Here is an 18,175-nt window from a genome sequence, read left to right as displayed (position 1 = left end):
ATGCCAAACAGGCGCTGCCCGAAGGGTTCTGCCTAGGGGCGATTTACTCTTTGTTGCCTACATGGATGTAGGTAAGGGGCGTGAGCAGGACGCGGAAGCTTTGCTCGGTTTTTACTTAGCCCACTAGGTTACAAACCTCGCGCCGTGATTAAACCGCCCCTAGTTTGAGCAAATTTTAATCCGCAAAGGTCAACAGACCTTAACAAAGCCGGTAGACTTTACTAGTAATAAAGTATTTAAATAATGACTTAGCGCAAGAATGGGTTATTTTTAATCACACATGTATTTCACTGGGGGTTTTATTGAAGTGGCGTTTAAACTCACGACTAAATTGTGACGCACTGGTGTAACCTACTTTAAATGCGGCCTCGTTAGCTTTACTGCCAGAGGTGGTTATTAATTCTTTTGCTTTAGCTAAGCGTACTTTTTTTAAATACTGCAAAGGGGATTCAAACGTAACTTGTTTAAAAGCACGGTGAAAAGATGACACACTCATATTCACTTCTTCAGCTAAGTGCTCTACGGTAATAGGGCTTGCGTAATTGCTATGTAATGTTGATAAAGTACGCGCTATGCGCGCGTAATGGCCATCGTGCATTGCAAGCCCAATTAAGGTATGCCCTTGAGGGCCACACAGTACTCTAAATACTAATTCCTTAACTATATCGCCACCAAATACCTCAGCCTCAAGCGGATTGTTTAACACTGTTAACAGTCGGTGAGTGACTTGCTCCATGGCCATATCTAAAGCGGCACTTTGTACCGCTCCGCTTTGCGTTAACGGTGGTGAAATAGGCTTATGTTGCATCATTTGGCTAACCAATTTGTGCAGCATGGCTGGGTTTATATCAACTGCAATACCCATTACCGGCAAATCATTATCAGTAAACGCTTCACATTCTAGTGGTACTGGCACTCCTAGTACTAAATAATCGCCTGCACCATACTGAATTTGATGCTCAGGGAAATGAATTATTTTATGGCCTTGGCCAACCACGATTATGCCTGAATTATAAATAAGCGGCTGGCGCGGTGAACTTTTGGTAGCGCGATGAAAATACACCCCAGGAATAATTGTTTCCATGGTGCCCTCAAAGCTTAGTAAATTATTGTGCTCGGCGTATTGTTGCAACATTTTGGCTATGATGGGCATAAAAGTATCTGTAATTAAAATATTTTGCGTAAAATAACAGTGCTGGTAGTTTTAGGCAAGCTTTAGGCAGTTATTGGGCTTTTTATATATTAACTTTGCTACTAATATGCATCCATCAAAGCTTTACTTGATATGTAACTAAGTAAAGCATTATGAAATTAACCGTCACCTAGGAGCAAAATAATGAAATTTAGCTACGTAAATCCCACTCTCATCCAATTTGGCCAACAGCAAATTGCCGCACTTAGCGACTTGATCGCAAAAGATCAAAAAGTATTGGTTGTTTATGGCGGCGGCTCAATTAAAAAGAACGGCGTGTATAACCAAGTTGCTGCTGCACTTGAAGGTTTTGATTGGGTCGAATTCTCGGGTGTGGGTGCTAACCCAACAATTGAAGTACTTGACCAAGCGGTTAAAATTTGTAAAGAACAAGATATCGACTTTGTATTAGGTGTCGGCGGCGGCTCTGTAATAGACGGCGTTAAATACATTGCGGCTTCTGCAGTATACGACGGCGAGGGTTGGGACATTCCTACTGGTAAGCATTCAATTACCAGCGCATTACCAATTGGTGCCGTATTAACGCTACCAGCTACAGGTTCTGAATCTAACCAAAACTCAGTGGTAAGCAAAGAAGCGACTAAGCAAAAATTGCCGTTTGCTTCACCAGAAGTACTGCCTAAATTTGCGATTATGGATCCTGATGTAATGAAAACATTACCACAGCGCCAGCTTGTAAATGGCTTAGTTGATGCGTGGGTGCATACTTGTGAGCAATACCTTACGTTCCCTGAAGGCGCATTGGTACAAGAAGGATACGCAGAGGCACTGTTAAAAACGCTCAAAACACTGGGCGATAACTTTGAAAACCAAGACGATGCATGGCGTGCAAACCTTATGTGGGCAGCTAACCAAGCACTTAATGGCTTAATTGGTTCTGGCGTATCGCAAGATTGGGCAACCCACATGATTGGCCATGAGCTTACTGCTGCCTATGGTGTTGACCATGCGCGTTCGCTTGCTATTGTTCAGCCTTCTTTATTGCGCAATCAATTTGCAGTTAAAAAAGCGAAACTAGAGCAAATGGGTAAAAACGTATTTGGCCTTGAGCAAACAGATGATTTAGCAGAGCAAACAATTCAAGCGATTGAAGCGTTTTACCACAGCCTTGAGGTTGCAACACAGCTAACTGAACATGGTGATGATAAAGCGGCTGCCATTGATAATATTATTGGCAAGCTTGAAGCGCATGGCATGGTTGCCCTTGGTGAAAACCAAGCGATTACGCTAAAAGAAAGCCGTGAAATTTTAGAACATGCGGTTGCTTAAGCGTTAATTTTAAAAAACCACTGGCTATTAAAGTCGGTGGTTTTTTGTTTTATAGTTAACCTCAGTAAACGCAATTGGCGCCATTAATTGATAAAAAGCCCTTTATTGTCGTTTGCCGCTAATATACTATGTGGCTTTAATTGGTTAGGTTTATTTAAGTCAATTTTAGGCTGAGAAGATAGCTAAATTATGCGCTCAAATCGTTTGTTAATGGTCATGTTACTCGTGCTTGTGCACAGCTTTATAAGTTGTGATGGCGCTGCATACCATTTACAAGAAGACGTTGAGCATGTAAGTAACGCATTATCACAAAACACTATAACCGCTGATAATGACCATGGACAAAGCGATAATCAGCCACCGGTTGAGATTCATGCACACCAACATTGTCACTGTGGCTATTACAGCACACTTAGTCACGTTATTATTCCTCAACAAAGTAAACCCTCAGTACTTGTGTATTACCATAGTTTAAATTATCCACCAGACGTACCGCCACCGAATTCATTTAGCTAGTTCTTAATTTAATTTCAATTAATTACTGTGCTTTTAGCTGCCTACACATAAGTGTTTTATGGGCCGTTATAGGCATGTTTAGATTGCTGAGCAATTTACACTGTCGCTATCTTATGCGTAGGTTGTGAATGGTTTGCAAGTGAACTCTGTTTATTAAAAACGGACAAGCTATATGAATAAAAAATCAATTATGTTGGTGGTGATGCTGTGCACGCTGCCTGCTTTTAGTGCGTTTGCAAATGTTAAAACACTAACTCTAAAACAAGCGTTGATAAATACCGAGCAACAAAATCCGCTATTAAAACGCTACCCTTATCATCAAAAAATACTCAGCGCGCTTAAATCTCAAGCTGCACTTTCGCCTAACCCTATCTTAAATATAGAAGCTGAAAATCTGCTGGGGACAAACGATGCACGTGGTGTGCAAGACGCTGAAATAACCTTGGCATTTAGCCAGCTTATAGAGCTTGGAGATAAACGCCAAAGCCGCATAAATTACGCAACGGCGAACATTAAAGCCCAAGCAATACAATATCAAAATACTCGGTTAGCTTTATTAGCAACCACTGGTGAGCGATATTACGAGGCGCTTAAATTTCAAACCTTACTTACGCTTAACAGCGAACGACAACACGTGGTGAGCCAAGCACTTAAAGCAATAACGCAACGAGCTGATGCCGGCGCTGTATCGCAAGCGGATGTAACCCGTATGCGTTATGCGCTTAGCCAAGTTGAGCTTGATAAAGCTAGGCTAAATAGTGAATTTGAGCGAGCACGTTTATCGCTCAATGAGCTGTGGAGTGAGCAACATGATTACACGAATTTAGCGGGAAATATTAATACATTAATGCCGCTTAGGTCTGAGCAAGGGTTACTTGATGCGGTTAACCAAGCCCCTGATTTTGCTATGTTACAGCAGCAATACTTACAGCAAGCGGCTAACTTAACGCTGCAAAAAGCCAATGGGGAAAGTGACATTAATATAGGTGCAGGCGTGAGCTACAACCAGCAAAACAATACCAGTTCGTTGCTGTTTTCGTTTTCAATGCCATTGCAATTGAGTAACTCAAATAGCGGTAATATTGAAGCAGCTAACAGTCAGTTAGCATTGTTACGTGAGCAGCAAGGACTGTTACGGGTTCAATTACGTCAGCAAGTTCGTACTTTGTATGCCTATTACCAAGGTAAGACATTACAGGCACAGTTGTTATCTGGGCAAGTTATTCCCCAAGCCCAAACACTCATTGAGCAAAGTTTAAAAAGCTATCAACGCGGACAAATTTCGGTGTTGCAATTGCTCGATGCTCAACAAGCTCTTTTTGACTCTAAACGCGCGTTGATTAACACATATGCAGCGTTATATCAGACCCATCTCGCACTTGAGCGTTTAACTGGCCAATCTTTAACTGAGACTTTTCAATCATGAACAACACTTTTATCGCATTATTAGTATTTCTCTCGTTTGTAGCTAGCTTAACAAGCACACATGTATTTGCCTCAGCAGAACATGACCAAACAGAGCAAACCCAAAAACAAGGTGCCCATGGCGGCTTTTTATTAACCAACGAAAAGCTCACTCTTGAGTTAAAGCTGCAAGAATTGGCAGGTAAAGTTGAGCTGCGCGTATATGGTTATGAGCAAAAACAGCCGGTAGATATAAACGATTTAAGTATAGAAATGAACTTAAAACGATTAGTAGAAGCGCCACAAAAAATACAATTTACCCGTGAGAATGGCTACCTTGTTAGCACGCAATCGATAAATGAACCACATTCATTTGAGCTTTTGATTACTGCCAATTATAAAGGTGAGCGCGTTAGCTTTGAGTACTCTCAGCACGAAGGCCGCACTGTGATTAGCGAGCGAGCAATTAAAGGTGCGGGCATTAAAACAGAGATAGCACAAAGTGGCGAAGTTGATATTTCTGACACGCTGTTTGGTGTTATTGCACCGACACAGCATGGCACAGTAGAAATTATGGCGCCATATACCGGATTGATCAGCGATATTTTTGTCAGTATTGGTCAAAACGTTAAAAAAGGCGATGTACTGGCCAGCGTCACCAATCGCGAAACTTTGCAAAACTACAGCATTAAAAGCCCTATTAGCGGTGTGGTAACCGAACAATATTTAAAGCGTGGCGAACTGGCAAGTGCTCGTGCGCTAATGCAAGTCGTGAACCTTGATAAAGTATGGGTTGAGCTCTCAGCCTTTCCTGAAAATATTGAAAACCTAGCCATTGGTCAAAGCGCTATCGTTTACGATTTACATCATCATTTAAATGCCCAAGGTAAGGTGTTTTTTATAGCACCTATGATGACTGGCGGGCACATTGCACGTGCCCGTATTGAGCTTAATAACCCTGATGGTCATTGGCGTCCAGGTATGCATGTTAATACTGATGTCAGTATCGATAAAGTTAATGCCCGCGTGCGTGTAAAGCCTGAGGCTATTCAAGAGTTTAATGGTATGACGAGTGTGTTTGTGCGTAAAAATAGTGTATTTGAAGTACGCCCTGTTACTTTAGGCGCAAAAAGTAGCGAGTGGGTCGAAGTCATTGCGGGTTTAAGCCCTGGTAGCGAGTACGTCACAACCAATAGCTATGTGATCAAAGCCGATATTTTAAAAAGCGGCGCAAGTCACGCTCACTAGGAGGTACCATGATTAACTGGATTGTTTCTTTTGCGGTTAAACGCCGCATGATGGTATTGGCACTAACATTTTTATTTGCTGGGTTTGGTGTGTATAACATCCAAAACTTAGCGGTAGATGCTGTACCCGATATTACCAATGTACAAGTGCAAATTAACTCTAAAGCGCCTGGTTTTACGCCGCTTGAAGTTGAGCAGCGTATTACTTACTTAGTCGAAACAGCGATGGCGGGTATTCCTAAGCTTGATTACACACGTTCGCTTTCTCGCTATGGGCTTTCTCAAGTAACCATTATTTTTGATGAAGGCACCGATATTTATTGGGCGCGTCAACAAATTGGTGAGCGTATTCAAAGTATTCGCGCCGATTTACCTAATAATGTTGAGCCAAACCTTGGACCTATTGCCAGTGGTTTAGGTGAAATATTTACCTATAGCGTGCATGCAAAACCCGATGCGTTAAAAAGTGATGGTATGCCTTACAGCGCCGAAGATTTACGTACTTTACAAGACTGGGTTATTCGTCCGCAGCTTTTAAAAGTAAAAGGCGTAACCGAAATAAATAGCCAAGGTGGCTTTGAGCGCCAGTACCAAGTTGCGCCCATACCAGAAAAGCTCATCGCTTATAAGCTAACAATCAACGATGTTATTAGTGCACTTGAGCTTAATAACAGCAACCGCGGCGCCGGTTATATAGAGCGCTTTGACGGCCAATATTTAGTGCGCTCCCCTGGGCAACTAAAAACGTTAGCAGATATAGCAAACACCGTTATCGCCAAGCGTGATGATGCTCCCGTGCGAATTAAAGACGTGGCAAATGTGTATTTAGGAAAAGAACTTAGAACCGGCGCGGCTACCTATAATGGCGAGGAAACCGTATTAGGCACGGCGATGATGCTAATTGGTGAAAATAGCCGTGTGGTTGCTAAAGCCATGGCTGATAAGCTTATACAAGTACAAAAAAGTTTACCTGCAGGGGTTATTATTGAGCCTGTTTATGACCGCACCAATCTGGTTGATAAAACCATCGCCACAGTACAAAAAAACCTGTTTGAAGGGGCGGTATTGGTCATCGTCATTTTATTGTTATTGCTTGGGAATATCACTGGTGCGCTTATTACCGCCATGGTTATTCCGCTGAGTATGCTATTTGCTATTACAGGCATGGTGGGCAATCGAGTCTCGGGTAACTTAATGAGCTTAGGTGCAATCGATTTTGGATTAATTGTTGATGGCGCGGTGATTGTGGTTGAAAACTGCCTTCGTCAATTAGGGATGGCTCAACATAAACATGGTCGCTTACTTACGCTCAGTGAGCGTTTAGAGGTTGTAACTTCAGCCACCAAAGAAGTGTTTAGCCCCGCAGTATTTGGTATTTTAATTATTATGTTGGTGTATTTACCGCTATTTGCGCTCAGTGGTGTTGAGGGCAAAATGTTTCAGCCTATGGCGTTTACCGTGGTTGCCGCGTTAATAGGTGCACTTATTTTTGCTGTCACCTTTGTGCCAGCGGCTATTGCCGTATTTGTGCGTGGTAAAGTAGATGAAAGCGAAAACGCAGTAATGCGTGGCGTTAAAAAAATCTACAAGCCACTGCTTAGCTTATCGCTTAAATTACCGTGGCTGATGGTGAGTATTGCCACTGTTTTGGTATTAGTGCTTGGCTTTAAAGTTAAAAATATGGGCGCCGAATTCTTACCGCAGCTAGATGAAGGTGACATTGCAATGCATGCGTTGCGTATTACTGGCACCGGTATTGAACAATCGGTACAAATGCAAAAGCAGTTGGAGCAGGCTTTATTAGAGCAACCTGAAATTGCAAACGTATTTTCAAAGATTGGCACCGCGGATGTAGCCAGCGATCCTATGCCACCTAATGTTGCCGACACTTTTTTAATGTTAAAGCCGCGTGAGCAATGGCCAGATCCGTCACTAAGTAAAGACGCGTTAGTGCAGCAAATTCGTCATCGTGTGAATGAGGTACCGGGTAATAACTATGAATTTACCCAGCCTATAGAAATGCGCTTTAACGAGTTAATTGCCGGTGTGCGTGCCGATGTAGCGCTGCGTATTTACGGTGACGATTTAGCCACACTTAAACAGTTTGGCGAAAAAGCCACTGGTTTAATGCGAAATATTACCGGTGCTACTGATGTACGTTTAGAGCAAATGGAGGGCTTGCCTACACTTTCTGTTACCCCAATGCGAGACCATATGGCGCTACTAGGATTGACTGTAAACGACATTCAACAAACTCTTGCCGCTGCTGTTGGTGGGGGGCAAACAGGGCTAATTTATGAGGGTGATAAGCGCTTTTCGTTATTAGTACGCTTAGATAAGCGTTGGTCTGATGATGTCTCTGTGCTTGCGCGTTTACCTATTGCATTACCTCAAAGTAGTAACCCTGAGCTTGCATTTGTACCGCTTGGAGAAGTGGCTACAATCAGTATTGAAAAAGGCCCTAATCAAATAAATCGCGAAAGCGGCAAGCGCAATGTGGTAGTAACAGCGAATGTAACAGGACGCGATTTAGCCAGCTTTGTAAGCGATGCCCAAGCGAGTATGAATGCAAAACTTAACTTACCTAGCGGTTATTGGCTTGAATACGGCGGTACGTTTGAGCAATTACAATCGGCGAGTAAGCGTTTGTCGTTGGTAGTGCCTGTGACTTTATTGCTTATTTTTGGCTTACTTTATAGTGCTTTTGGATCGCTGCGTGATTCACTTATTATATTCAGTGGTGTACCACTGGCACTGACCGGTGGGGTATTGGCATTATTGCTACGAGATATGCCGCTTTCTATTTCAGCGGGTGTGGGGTTTATTGCGCTAAGTGGAGTTGCGGTATTAAACGGTGTAGTGATGTTGTCGTTCATTAAGCAATTACGAAATGAGGGGTTAAGCTTATATTATGCAATACATAGCGGGGCACTACAGCGATTACGCCCAGTGCTAATGACCGCGCTTGTGGCTAGTTTAGGCTTTATACCTATGGCGCTAAATACCGGTACCGGCGCTGAAATACAACGGCCTTTGGCAACCGTGGTGGTAGGTGGAATTATGTCATCCACTTTGCTCACATTGTTAATTTTACCAGCACTTTATAAATTAGTGCATGCAAAATTTAAAAAGCAGCAAACAGCCTAAATTAGGTAATAACGTAAAAAGCAGCTGAAGTGTCAGCTGCTTTTTTGTTAAGTAAGGAGTTGCTTAGTTATATTGAAATAGGCTATCCCAGCGCTCATCTAATATGGCTTTTGCGCGCTCTAGATTTACCGCGTTATATAGGGTGTTTGTGCAAGTTACTAAATGCATACGTTCAAGCTTTTCAAGCGCGTCGCTAATTTCAAAATCTAGCTCGCATTGGTACTTGCTTTTAAACCACGTCTCTATCTGCTCATCAAGTGCGTGAGCACTTAAGCCATTTTTAGATTTTAGTAAAAACGTGTAGGCCAGTAGGGCTTCTTTTATGTCTTCTTCTTCGGCGGCGTCTATTAGTGTATGAAAAACACCGGCGTTGTTATCTAGGTTTTTAAAGTAGAGATTATCGCTCAGCGCTTTCATAAATTTAATTTTACGGTTTTTAAATTTACTCCACTCTTTAAATACAAAACTACCAAATACCCCAATACCAATGGCTAATGTAATAAAGTGCTGCTGAGTCATGGTAACGGCTTCATCTCTAAACCCTCCCCAAAATGCAAACAAAGCAAACAATAAAAGTAATGAGGCGCCCAGTTTGGTAACTAACACCACCGCACCGCCAATAAGTGCTGACGAGCCAATAATCACTTTATCAATAGGACGCATCCGTACTTCGCTATTAGGGAATAGCATTTCTAAGTCAGCTTTTGGCACATTTTGAAATAGTTTTACTATGGTTGAGCTGGGCTCAAACCCCATAGGTAGTTTATTTTTTGATTCAAAATAGGCTTTATCTTTAAAGCGAATAAATACCGCTACGCGGTCGTAGTTGGTAAAGTGCAGTGGCTTTTTACGTAAGCCCCAAAAGCTGGTTATGGTTTCGGTGAGTTGCGACTCGCCTCTGCGATAAAAAACCACTTCTTCAAAATCCTCAAACTCTACCTCAAGGCGAACTTTAAAAAGCGATTCTTCGTTGAGTGCATCTTGTAGGTCTTGATGGGTGATCACTTCAAAATTAGCCGCGTTTAATACGTTGGCGAAATCTTTAGCAAAATCGCGTTGGCACTGGGCTTTTTGTTCATCAGTCACGCTGTTTATCAAACGAGTATCGCTATTTGGATCAAAAGGCGCGTAATTATTTTTTAATGACTCAAGTGTGCCATGGTACTGAAAGTGAATTAAGCTAGCTAAAAGTTCACAAAGCTGCTTAAAAGAAGTTTGTTGGTCTTTAGCAAGCTCTTTGACGCACATTGTAATGATGTCGTGTTTTCTAAATGGAATGTAGCGAGCAGTTTGCATACAGTGATAATTTTTAAAAGTATAATGTCATGTAAAGATAATAAAGCACTCTTTTGCTGATTACTATGTTGGTTGTATTTCTTCAGGCAGCATTAACCTTATTATGAGATGATTTAATCACTTACCTCATTGCTAACAGGACGTTTATGGCAGTACAAAAAAAGCTCAAGCAAAAAACACGTCAGTTTATTGAGTCTAAAAATATGCTCGGTGGAATTACTATTGCCTCATTTTTAGAATCCACCATAGTGCCCATTCCACTCGAAGCTGTTTTGGTGCCCTTAATGCAGGCAAGGCGCGAAAAACTGTGGCAAATTGCTCTTATGGCAACACTAGGCTGTATTGTGGGGGCGCTATTTGGCTACGCTTTAGGTTATTACTTATTTGATGTGATTGGCGATTGGGTTATCAACACATTCTCAAGCCCTGAGCAGTTTGAAAACGTAAAACAGAAAATGCAGTCACAAGGGTTTTGGTTTGTATTAAGCCTAGGTATCGTGCCTATTCCGTTTCAAATTGCGATGCTAGCCGCTGGTGCAACTAAGTATTCGCTGGCACTGTTTTTAGTGGCATCTGCGATTGCCCGCTCTATACGCTATTTTGGGTTAGCGTTAGTGGTATATTATGCAGGCAATCAAGCTGAGCGACTTATCAGTAAACATAAAACTAAAACTATGATTGGATTAACTATTTTAATTGCTATTGGCTGGATAATTAGTACGCAAATATAAATAAAGCAGTTTAAGTTTATGGTATAGTTTTTAGTAACAATAATAAATTTAAATACAGCCCATGCTGAATCCGGAAAAAGTGAGTTTAAAGTTAAGCCATTTTGTTAAAATTACCAGATTAAATAAGCTGTTAATTTTGATGACGCTGGCGTTTATTATTGCTTTCTCAATTTTTTCGTTGATGTACTTTCCCCCATTAGACATAACCCAAAACCTCTATGGCTTTACCACTGATTTTATTAATTTAGTGGTGATTTTTGCTATTTTTTTTGTAGTGCAATGTTCACGGTTAGCTAAAAAAGCGTATTTATATGTCAGTATCGGTTTAATGCTATGGATTGTAGGCTCTACTGCCGATGTGCTCGATGAAGTGATACGTCAGCCTTTTTGGATAAGTAATTACGTAGAAGACTTATGTCGCACATTAGGTATGCTAATTACCGCTTATGGTTTATTTAAAACCATGCACTTTATGCAGCGAATGCATACCCGCTTGGCGCAAGAATTTATCATAGATGATTTAACCAAAGTGTATAACCGTCGCTGCTTTTATCAGCATGTGAAGGGGGTTGTTAATAATCCTTACACTGTTTTAATTATAGATCTCGACCACTTTAAACGTATTAATGATGATTATGGCCACGATGTGGGCGATAAGGTGCTTAAACAGTTTGCTGATAAAGTGAACTACCTCTTTAAAAATGAAAATATTTTTGCTCGCATAGGCGGTGAGGAGTTCGCCGCTTACCTGCCTAGTTATGAGCTTGATGAAGTACTTAACTTCTCGCAGACTATCCTAGAGACTGCTCGCACTATTACAGTACAAAATCAGCGTTCTTTAACGGTCAGTATCGGTATTGCACATCGTACAAGCGACCAGACCTTTGATAATGTAATGAAACGTGCTGATCAAGCATTATACCGCGCTAAAAAAGCAGGCCGTGATCGCCTTGAGTTTGCTTAAACATCGTAATTTTATGAAATAGACTTCGCTTGTGCTATTTTTGGGAGCTCTTGTTGCAAGATAAAAAGGAATTGTATGGATGAGTTAATCGGATTAGCAATTATTATATCTATTGTTATTGTTGCAGGGGCCATATGTGGGTTAGTAGCCTTAGTGCAATTGAACTCCCTTAAACAAGAGGTTGCCGCATTAAAACTAAAACTATTTCAGTTTGAGTTAAACGCAAATGCAGCAATAAATGAAAAATCTCCCGCTGATCCTCAAATAGATAATGTAAAACCTCTACACAGCTCAGATATTCCAGCCGCTGTTTATAAGCCAACCAGCATTAAACCTCCACCACCTCGTAAAACGATAACTAAAAAACCATCGAGTATTGAACTGCTCTTTAAGCAGTTAGGTGCCGGCTTCGAGCAAAATTGGATGACCTGGATTGGTGCTATTGCTTTGGCTTTAGGTGGCGTATTTTTAGCAAAATACAGTTTAGAGGCTGGGCTACTTTCACCTGCAATGAGGCTCAGTGCCGGTGGATTATTTGGCATTGGCTTAATCGCAGCAGCGTATTATTTACATTATAAACGTATCGTTTTTGAAGGCTTTAATAATTACATTCCTGCAGCCCTTGCCAGTGGCGGCTTTATGACTTGTTTTGCCTTAATGTTTTTGGCCTATAACAGCTTTAGCATGCTAAGTGCTGAGTGGGCATTTATTGGCTTAGCAGTTATTGCTGTGTGTGCTAGTGCAATGGCAATAAAGCTAGGTCCTTTACTTGCTGTAATAGGCATTATAGGCGCATACAGTGTCCCTGTTTGGGTAAATACGGGCAGTGGGCAGTTATTTTCTTTGCTTATTTATGTTGCCCTTGTGAGTGTTGCCGCAGCAGTTGTGGCACATAAAGTACAGCGAGTGTGGTTGTGGTATTTACTGTGGGTAGGGCATATTGGCTGGTACTTGGTTGGACTCACTTTATTTAACTACGACACAGTGTGGTTAATAGGCGCTTTTGCTTTGTTAAGTATTTTAGGATTAATCGTTATTGCACGCTTAGGTTTGGGCTTTAACACCCTTGAAGTACGCCCGCACAGCTTTAAACGGTTAGTTAATTTATTTCCAGACCACGGTTTGTTACTGGCCTTTATTGCTCCTTTAATGATTGCCATGCTGTTGAGTGTGTTTAATTTACAATGGCAAATCGTGGCGTTATTAAGCATCGCTTTGTTACTATTTTTAGTGTTAAAAAATAGCCGTTGGGATGCATGGCAAGGGGTCTCTTTATTGGTTGCGCTGTTACTAGTGGTCAGCGCTAAACAAACTTATGCCTTTGATGACGCGTTATTCATTTTTAAAAACGAATATGGGCTAGGCTTATTACTTGCTCTTGGGTTAAGTGGCTATGGACTCTATTTTGGTAATAAATACCCAAAACGATTAGCTTTTCATTTGCTTGCTTCATTAAGCATGTTTGCATTAGTTGGCACTTTGTATGCGCTGATCCCAAATACGGCTTTAGTAACCGCTTATCCACTCTGGGCGGTATTGCTATGTTTAATGAGTGCGGTGTTAATTAAATTTACGCAAAATAATACAACTTTATGGCAGCGTTTTAGTTATTGGGTGGGGGCAAACGCCAATATCACCTTAGCAATTACAATGTTACTGAGTGATAGCGGCCTTACCATTGCACTGGCTGTTCAAGTATTACTGCTGAGCTTATTAATAAAAAAATACAATGTGGCTATGCCATACTGGCCAATAAAAGCCCTTGTGGCAGCATTACTTTTACGTCTTACCTTATCGCCGTGGACGCCTAGTTATGATGAGCTAAGCATATTTGGTTTGCATTGGAGCTTAGTTGTTTACCCGCTGTGTATAGGGTTATTTTTTGCAGCGGCTAAATGTTTTAATACTTCAAAACTAAAAATATGGCTTGAAGGAGCAGCACTGCATTGTTTAGCGTTATTTGTGACAACCGAAACCAGTTATCAACTGGTAGGGCACTACCCTCAGCTGTTTTCTTTAAGTTTTTATGAGCAAGTTTTGCTCAGCTGTAACTTGCTTGCTTTAGGCTGCGTTTATTTATATCGCGCGCAAAGTGCAGGGCAGCTGGGTAAGTTATACCGCACTGCAGGTTTGATTTTATCAGCGTTAGCTGGCTTATTATTAATCAATACAACGTTGGATGATAATCCGTTATTAATGCGTCTTTATGTTGGTGAAACGCCAATATTTAACTGGCTGCTTTTAATCTGGTTCGTCCCGAGCCTGCTGGCGTTATGGTTAGCGAGTTTAGTTAAATCGTTAAATGCTAAATTGAGTCAAATTACACTCGGTGTGTCTGGTTTATTAGCCCTGTTAGCTATCAACACCTTGATCCGCCAATATTGGCAAGGCGGCTTTATTTACCTTGATAAGGCAACCAGTGACGCCGAGCTATATAGCTATTCGGTTATTTGGTTATTACTTGGCGCATTGGTGGTGATCGCCGGACATTTAAAACAGCTGCGATTATTACAAAATGTTGGTTTGGGGGTTCTTGGTGCAGTAATTGTTAAAGTATTTTTAATTGATATGGCTAATTTAACTGGGCTTTTAAAGGCATTATCGTTTATTGGCTTAGGGCTTTCGTTAGTCGGGCTTAGTTGGTTGTTCCAAAAACTAAGAAAGCGTAATTATAGCAATTAAGCATAGCTTTAAGCCCAGTATTTTACTGGGCTTAAGCGTTTATTGGTGGTTAAGTACTATGATTAAGCAGGGCCTTAAGTTTACCTGGTTTTACTGGTTTGCTTAGGTAATGAATATTTTCAGCTTTGGTTGTTTGTTTTAGCTCGGTGTCACGCACCGCGGTAATTAAAATTGCCGGAATGTCGCTTTGCCAAGTCTCTCGCAGTGTTTTAATTAAAGTAATGCCATCCCAATCATTACCTAATTGATAATCCATTAAAATAACATCGGGCGCTGCATGCGCTTTAGCATACGCTAACACAGCATCAACTTTGTCGAATAAGGTGTAATTTGCCCGCCATTTTTTCAATAAGCTGGCCATCGCGGCTAAGTTTTCAGGATCGTCGTCAACGGCAATAATATTAATCGCAGCGCGGTTGTCTACGATATTTTGATTTGTTTGTTTTTGTTGCACTAATTGCGCATCACCATAAGGCACTTCTATACTAAATCGACTGCCTTTATTAGGTAAAGAAACCACATCAATCGGCAGGCTCAGTAAATCAGCCATACGTTTAACTACCCCTAGACCAAGGCCTACGCCTTTATTGTCGCCCGCTTCAATTCGGTAAAAGTCGTTAAATATTTTTGCCTGTTCAATATCGCTAATGCCTGGGCCTGTATCCCATACTTCTATGCGTAAACTGTGTTTACGATTTCTGCAGGCAATTAGCACTTGGCCATTTTCGGTGTATTTAATCGCATTAGACAGCAAGTTTTGTAGTATTCGGCGCAAGTAGGTAATGTCACTATGCACTATTTGCTTATTTGAGCGCACTGTAAATGACAGTCCTTTATCGCTTGATAAAATGGCATATTCACTTTTGAGAGGGTCTAAAATATCGTCAATACAAAAGTGACGTGGGCTTGGGGTCATTGCGCCTTGTTCTAATTTTGCAATTTCGAGTAAGGCCGACATTAAATGCACAGTTGAATCTAAACTGTCGCCAAGCTTATTAAAATTATTTTTATTCGTGGTGTCTAGTTGTGTTTCATCAATCGCGGCAAGGTATAAACGTGCAGCATTTAATGGCTGTAAAATATCGTGACTGGCCAATGCTAAAAAGCGAGTTTTACTATCATTAGCTTGTTCTGCCTCGCGCTTGGCTAAAGTAAGTGCTTGCTCTGTTTGTACGCGGCTATCTATTTGAGCTTGTAGATTACTATTAATCATTTGTACTTCTTGGGTGCGCGCTTCAATACGGTTTTCTAAGTCCATATTAATTTCTTCTAGTGCATTTTGAGTACTAATGTGAGTAGTAATATCAGAAAAACTGGTTACAAATCCGCCATCAGGAAGTGGGTTACCGATCATTTCATACACTTGGCCGTTTCGACGGTGGCGAATAAAGTGATGTGAACTACCATTTTTTAAATGCTGAACTCGCTTATCAACATGACGGTCAATTTCACCTGGGCCACATTCACCGCGCTCTGCGTTATACCGGATTATTTCCTCAATAGGTTGGCCAACTTGTAAAAAGCCCTCGGGGTAGTTAAACATTTCACTGTAGCGCTTATTCCAAGCCACGAGGTTAAGGTCTTTATCTACAACGGATAGGCCATGGCTTAAGTTCTCTAACGAGGTAAACAATAAGTTTTGATTAAACTGCAGTGCTTGTGTGGTTTCATCAAAAAAGTTTACCACCTCTTCAAACGCCATGCGTTTGCCCGACGATACGGTATGAATAAGCGCTTGCGCCGACGAGGCACCTAATACCCCAGTAAGTGCACGTTCGCAGTAAGCAATAAAGTCAGCGCGAGGGTGAGCATTGTTGTCGTTTAAGTCGTGATGAAGCGCATAGTGTGATAATACTTGCTGGCTACGTTGAATGCCTAAAAAGGTCTGTAGCAATATTTTGAAGTCGTATACCGTGGCTTTTACATTTTTATTTAATCGGCGCGATAAAATAGCCTGATCTTTTGGATTAACAAAAGCAGCCGCTTGAATTTTGTCGATTAAGCGCTCTTCAGCCCCTAGCGAAAAACTAATGTAACAGCCAATATTGGCGAACAACGCGATAAGTGTACCGCGCGTTATTAGGGTTTGTTGTAACTCACTGTCTAGAGGGTTGGGGGCATCTAAAATAGGCAACATTAAAAACAATACCCAACAAATAACCCCAGCGAGTAGCCCGGCATAAACACCATAAGCATGGCCTTTTCGCCAATATAAGCCACCCACAATGGCAGGCAATAGTTGCGATACCAATGAAAAAGCAACCAATCCCATACTAGCCAGTGCACTGCCATTACCAAACCATTGCTGATAGAAGTAAGCTAAAATAAGCACCCCAGCAATGGTAAATCGACGCACCAGTAAAATACGAGACTTATAGCTGCTGGTAATTAAGTTACGTTTAAATTTACGACGTAACATTAACGGCAGTACCACATCATTTGAGATCATGGTACTTAACGTTAATGTGGCTACAACAATCATGGCTGTAGCTGCTGAAAGCCCTCCAATAAACACAAACGTAGTTAAAAAAGCATTATCGTGCAACATAGGCAGTGCCAGTACAAAGCTGTCTGGTGATAAGCTGCGGCCTATTTCGGGGTGAATCGCAGCGGTGGCAATAGGTAAAATCATTGCTGCTGTTAATAGCAAATACAGCGGAAAGGCCCAACGCGCAGTGAATAAATGGCGCTTATCTTGGTTATCGACCACGGTTACATGAAATTGGCGTGGCAAACAAATAATAGCCGCTGCTGCCATAAGTGACTGGCCGATAAAATTAAAACTAAAAAAGTCAAAGTGTGTCCAATACAGCCAAATAGACTCGGCGACTTGGCTAGAGCTCTCTGTAGGTAAATTAAATAAGCTGTATATCGCAAGCCCAGCAACGGCGGCTAAGGCAAACAGTTTAACTAAAGATTCAAACGCTACAGCGAGCATTAAACCTGAGCGATACTCGGTTACATCAACTTTGCGCGTACCAAAAAATATAGCAAATAACGCCATCATTAACGTGGCCGATAGCGCCAAAATATCCCCTGATATCTGATTGCTGTTTTGTAGGAGTAAAAAGCTAGAGCTGAGTGCTTTTAATTGCAATGCAATGTACGGAATGGTGGCCAATAAGGCGATTATTGTTACCATAATGGCGGTGGTTTGACGCTTACCATAGCGGGCTGAAATAAAGTCGGCAATAGTGGTGATATTTTGTTTTTTACTCACCAGTACCAGTTTACGTAAAAAGCCTTGACCGAAAAAAAACAATAAAGCGGGGCCTAACAATATAGGTAAAAAACTCCAGCTACTGGTCGCTGCTGTGCCTACTGAGCCGTAGTAAGTCCATGAAGTGCAATAAATACCTAGTGCAAATGAATACACAAACGGGTGATGACTAATACGCTTGGCAAGTGGCGTGGTTTTATCCCCCCAATTAGCCAGCCAAAACAGCACGCCTATGTAGCCAAAGGCAACAATGAGTAGTACAGCCGTCATGTTTATTTAACCTTGTAGAATATTTTTATAATTTGCCATAACTATACCCAAACTATTTCAAGATGCGAGCGTCAGTTGGCATTTGAGGCCGTTTGATTATTTACAATACCTGGCTGGGGATTAAGTTAGGGGTATATATTTTATTTATATTATCTATAAATAAAATAACCATTTGATTTTTAATGTTTTATTTTAAATTGGTTGTTTGGTTAGACT

At 41.3% G+C, this 18,175-nt stretch carries 11 protein-coding genes; 8 read left to right on the top strand and 3 right to left on the bottom strand.

Going from position 1 to position 18,175, the window contains the following annotated elements; translation table 11 throughout:
* Positions 1-274: 274 nt before the first annotated feature.
* Complete coding sequence (locus CWC14_RS12485) at positions 275-1,153, bottom strand: AraC family transcriptional regulator (RefSeq protein ID WP_138563154.1); 879 nt, start codon at positions 1,151-1,153, stop codon at positions 275-277.
* Positions 1,154-1,336: 183 nt separating this feature from the next.
* Between CWC14_RS12485 and CWC14_RS12480 the strand changes: the two genes are divergently transcribed.
* From CWC14_RS12480 to CWC14_RS12460, 5 genes are all read left to right on the top strand, one after another.
* Positions 1,337-2,482, top strand: coding sequence for an iron-containing alcohol dehydrogenase (locus tag CWC14_RS12480; RefSeq protein ID WP_138563153.1), 1,146 nt, complete (start codon positions 1,337-1,339; stop codon positions 2,480-2,482).
* A 189-nt stretch (positions 2,483-2,671) separates the two neighbouring features.
* On the top strand, positions 2,672-2,998 hold the full coding sequence (locus CWC14_RS12475; protein WP_138563152.1) for a hypothetical protein: 327 nt from the start codon (positions 2,672-2,674) through the stop codon (positions 2,996-2,998).
* Positions 2,999-3,170: 172 nt separating this feature from the next.
* Positions 3,171-4,424, top strand: coding sequence for a TolC family protein (locus CWC14_RS12470; protein WP_138563151.1), 1,254 nt, complete (start codon positions 3,171-3,173; stop codon positions 4,422-4,424).
* Positions 4,421-5,650 carry an efflux RND transporter periplasmic adaptor subunit gene (locus tag CWC14_RS12465; RefSeq protein ID WP_138563150.1) on the top strand — a complete coding sequence of 410 codons (1,230 nt, stop codon included), beginning with the start codon at positions 4,421-4,423 and terminating at the stop codon, positions 5,648-5,650. The genes CWC14_RS12470 and CWC14_RS12465 overlap by 4 nt, the downstream gene beginning before the upstream one ends.
* Positions 5,651-5,658: 8 nt before the next feature.
* Positions 5,659-8,796, top strand: coding sequence for an efflux RND transporter permease subunit (locus CWC14_RS12460; RefSeq protein ID WP_138563149.1), 3,138 nt, complete (start codon positions 5,659-5,661; stop codon positions 8,794-8,796).
* A 63-nt stretch (positions 8,797-8,859) separates the two neighbouring features.
* Here the strand turns inward: CWC14_RS12460 and CWC14_RS12455 are convergent, their stop codons facing one another.
* Positions 8,860-10,092, bottom strand: coding sequence for a TMEM143 family protein (locus CWC14_RS12455; protein WP_138563148.1), 1,233 nt, complete (start codon positions 10,090-10,092; stop codon positions 8,860-8,862).
* A gap of 146 nt (positions 10,093-10,238) precedes the next feature.
* Here CWC14_RS12455 and CWC14_RS12450 point away from each other — a divergent pair, with 146 nt between their 5' ends.
* The 3 genes from CWC14_RS12450 (at position 10,239) to CWC14_RS12440 (ending at position 14,469) form a co-directional block, all read left to right on the top strand.
* Positions 10,239-10,823, top strand: a complete 585-nt coding sequence (locus CWC14_RS12450; RefSeq protein ID WP_138563147.1) for a YqaA family protein — start codon at positions 10,239-10,241, stop codon at positions 10,821-10,823.
* A 64-nt stretch (positions 10,824-10,887) separates the two neighbouring features.
* Positions 10,888-11,787, top strand: a complete 900-nt coding sequence (locus CWC14_RS12445) for a GGDEF domain-containing protein (protein WP_138563156.1) — start codon at positions 10,888-10,890, stop codon at positions 11,785-11,787.
* A 75-nt stretch (positions 11,788-11,862) separates the two neighbouring features.
* Positions 11,863-14,469: a DUF2339 domain-containing protein gene (locus CWC14_RS12440; RefSeq protein WP_138563146.1), complete on the top strand. Its 2,607-nt coding sequence runs from the start codon at positions 11,863-11,865 to the stop codon at positions 14,467-14,469.
* Positions 14,470-14,518: 49 nt separating this feature from the next.
* On the opposite strand, the gene CWC14_RS12435 is transcribed toward CWC14_RS12440, so the two are convergent.
* Entirely contained in the window at positions 14,519-17,959 is a 3,441-nt protein-coding gene (locus tag CWC14_RS12435; RefSeq protein ID WP_138563145.1) for a PAS domain-containing hybrid sensor histidine kinase/response regulator, read from the bottom strand.
* Positions 17,960-18,175: the final 216 nt, after the last annotated feature.

Origin of the sequence: Pseudoalteromonas sp. S3260 (genome assembly GCF_005886925.1) — a bacterium.
GTDB classification, from domain to species: Bacteria; Pseudomonadota; Gammaproteobacteria; order Enterobacterales; family Alteromonadaceae; genus Pseudoalteromonas; species Pseudoalteromonas tetraodonis.
Note: the sequence above shows the minus strand (reverse complement) of the source record. Positions and strands in the feature narration are given on the sequence as shown.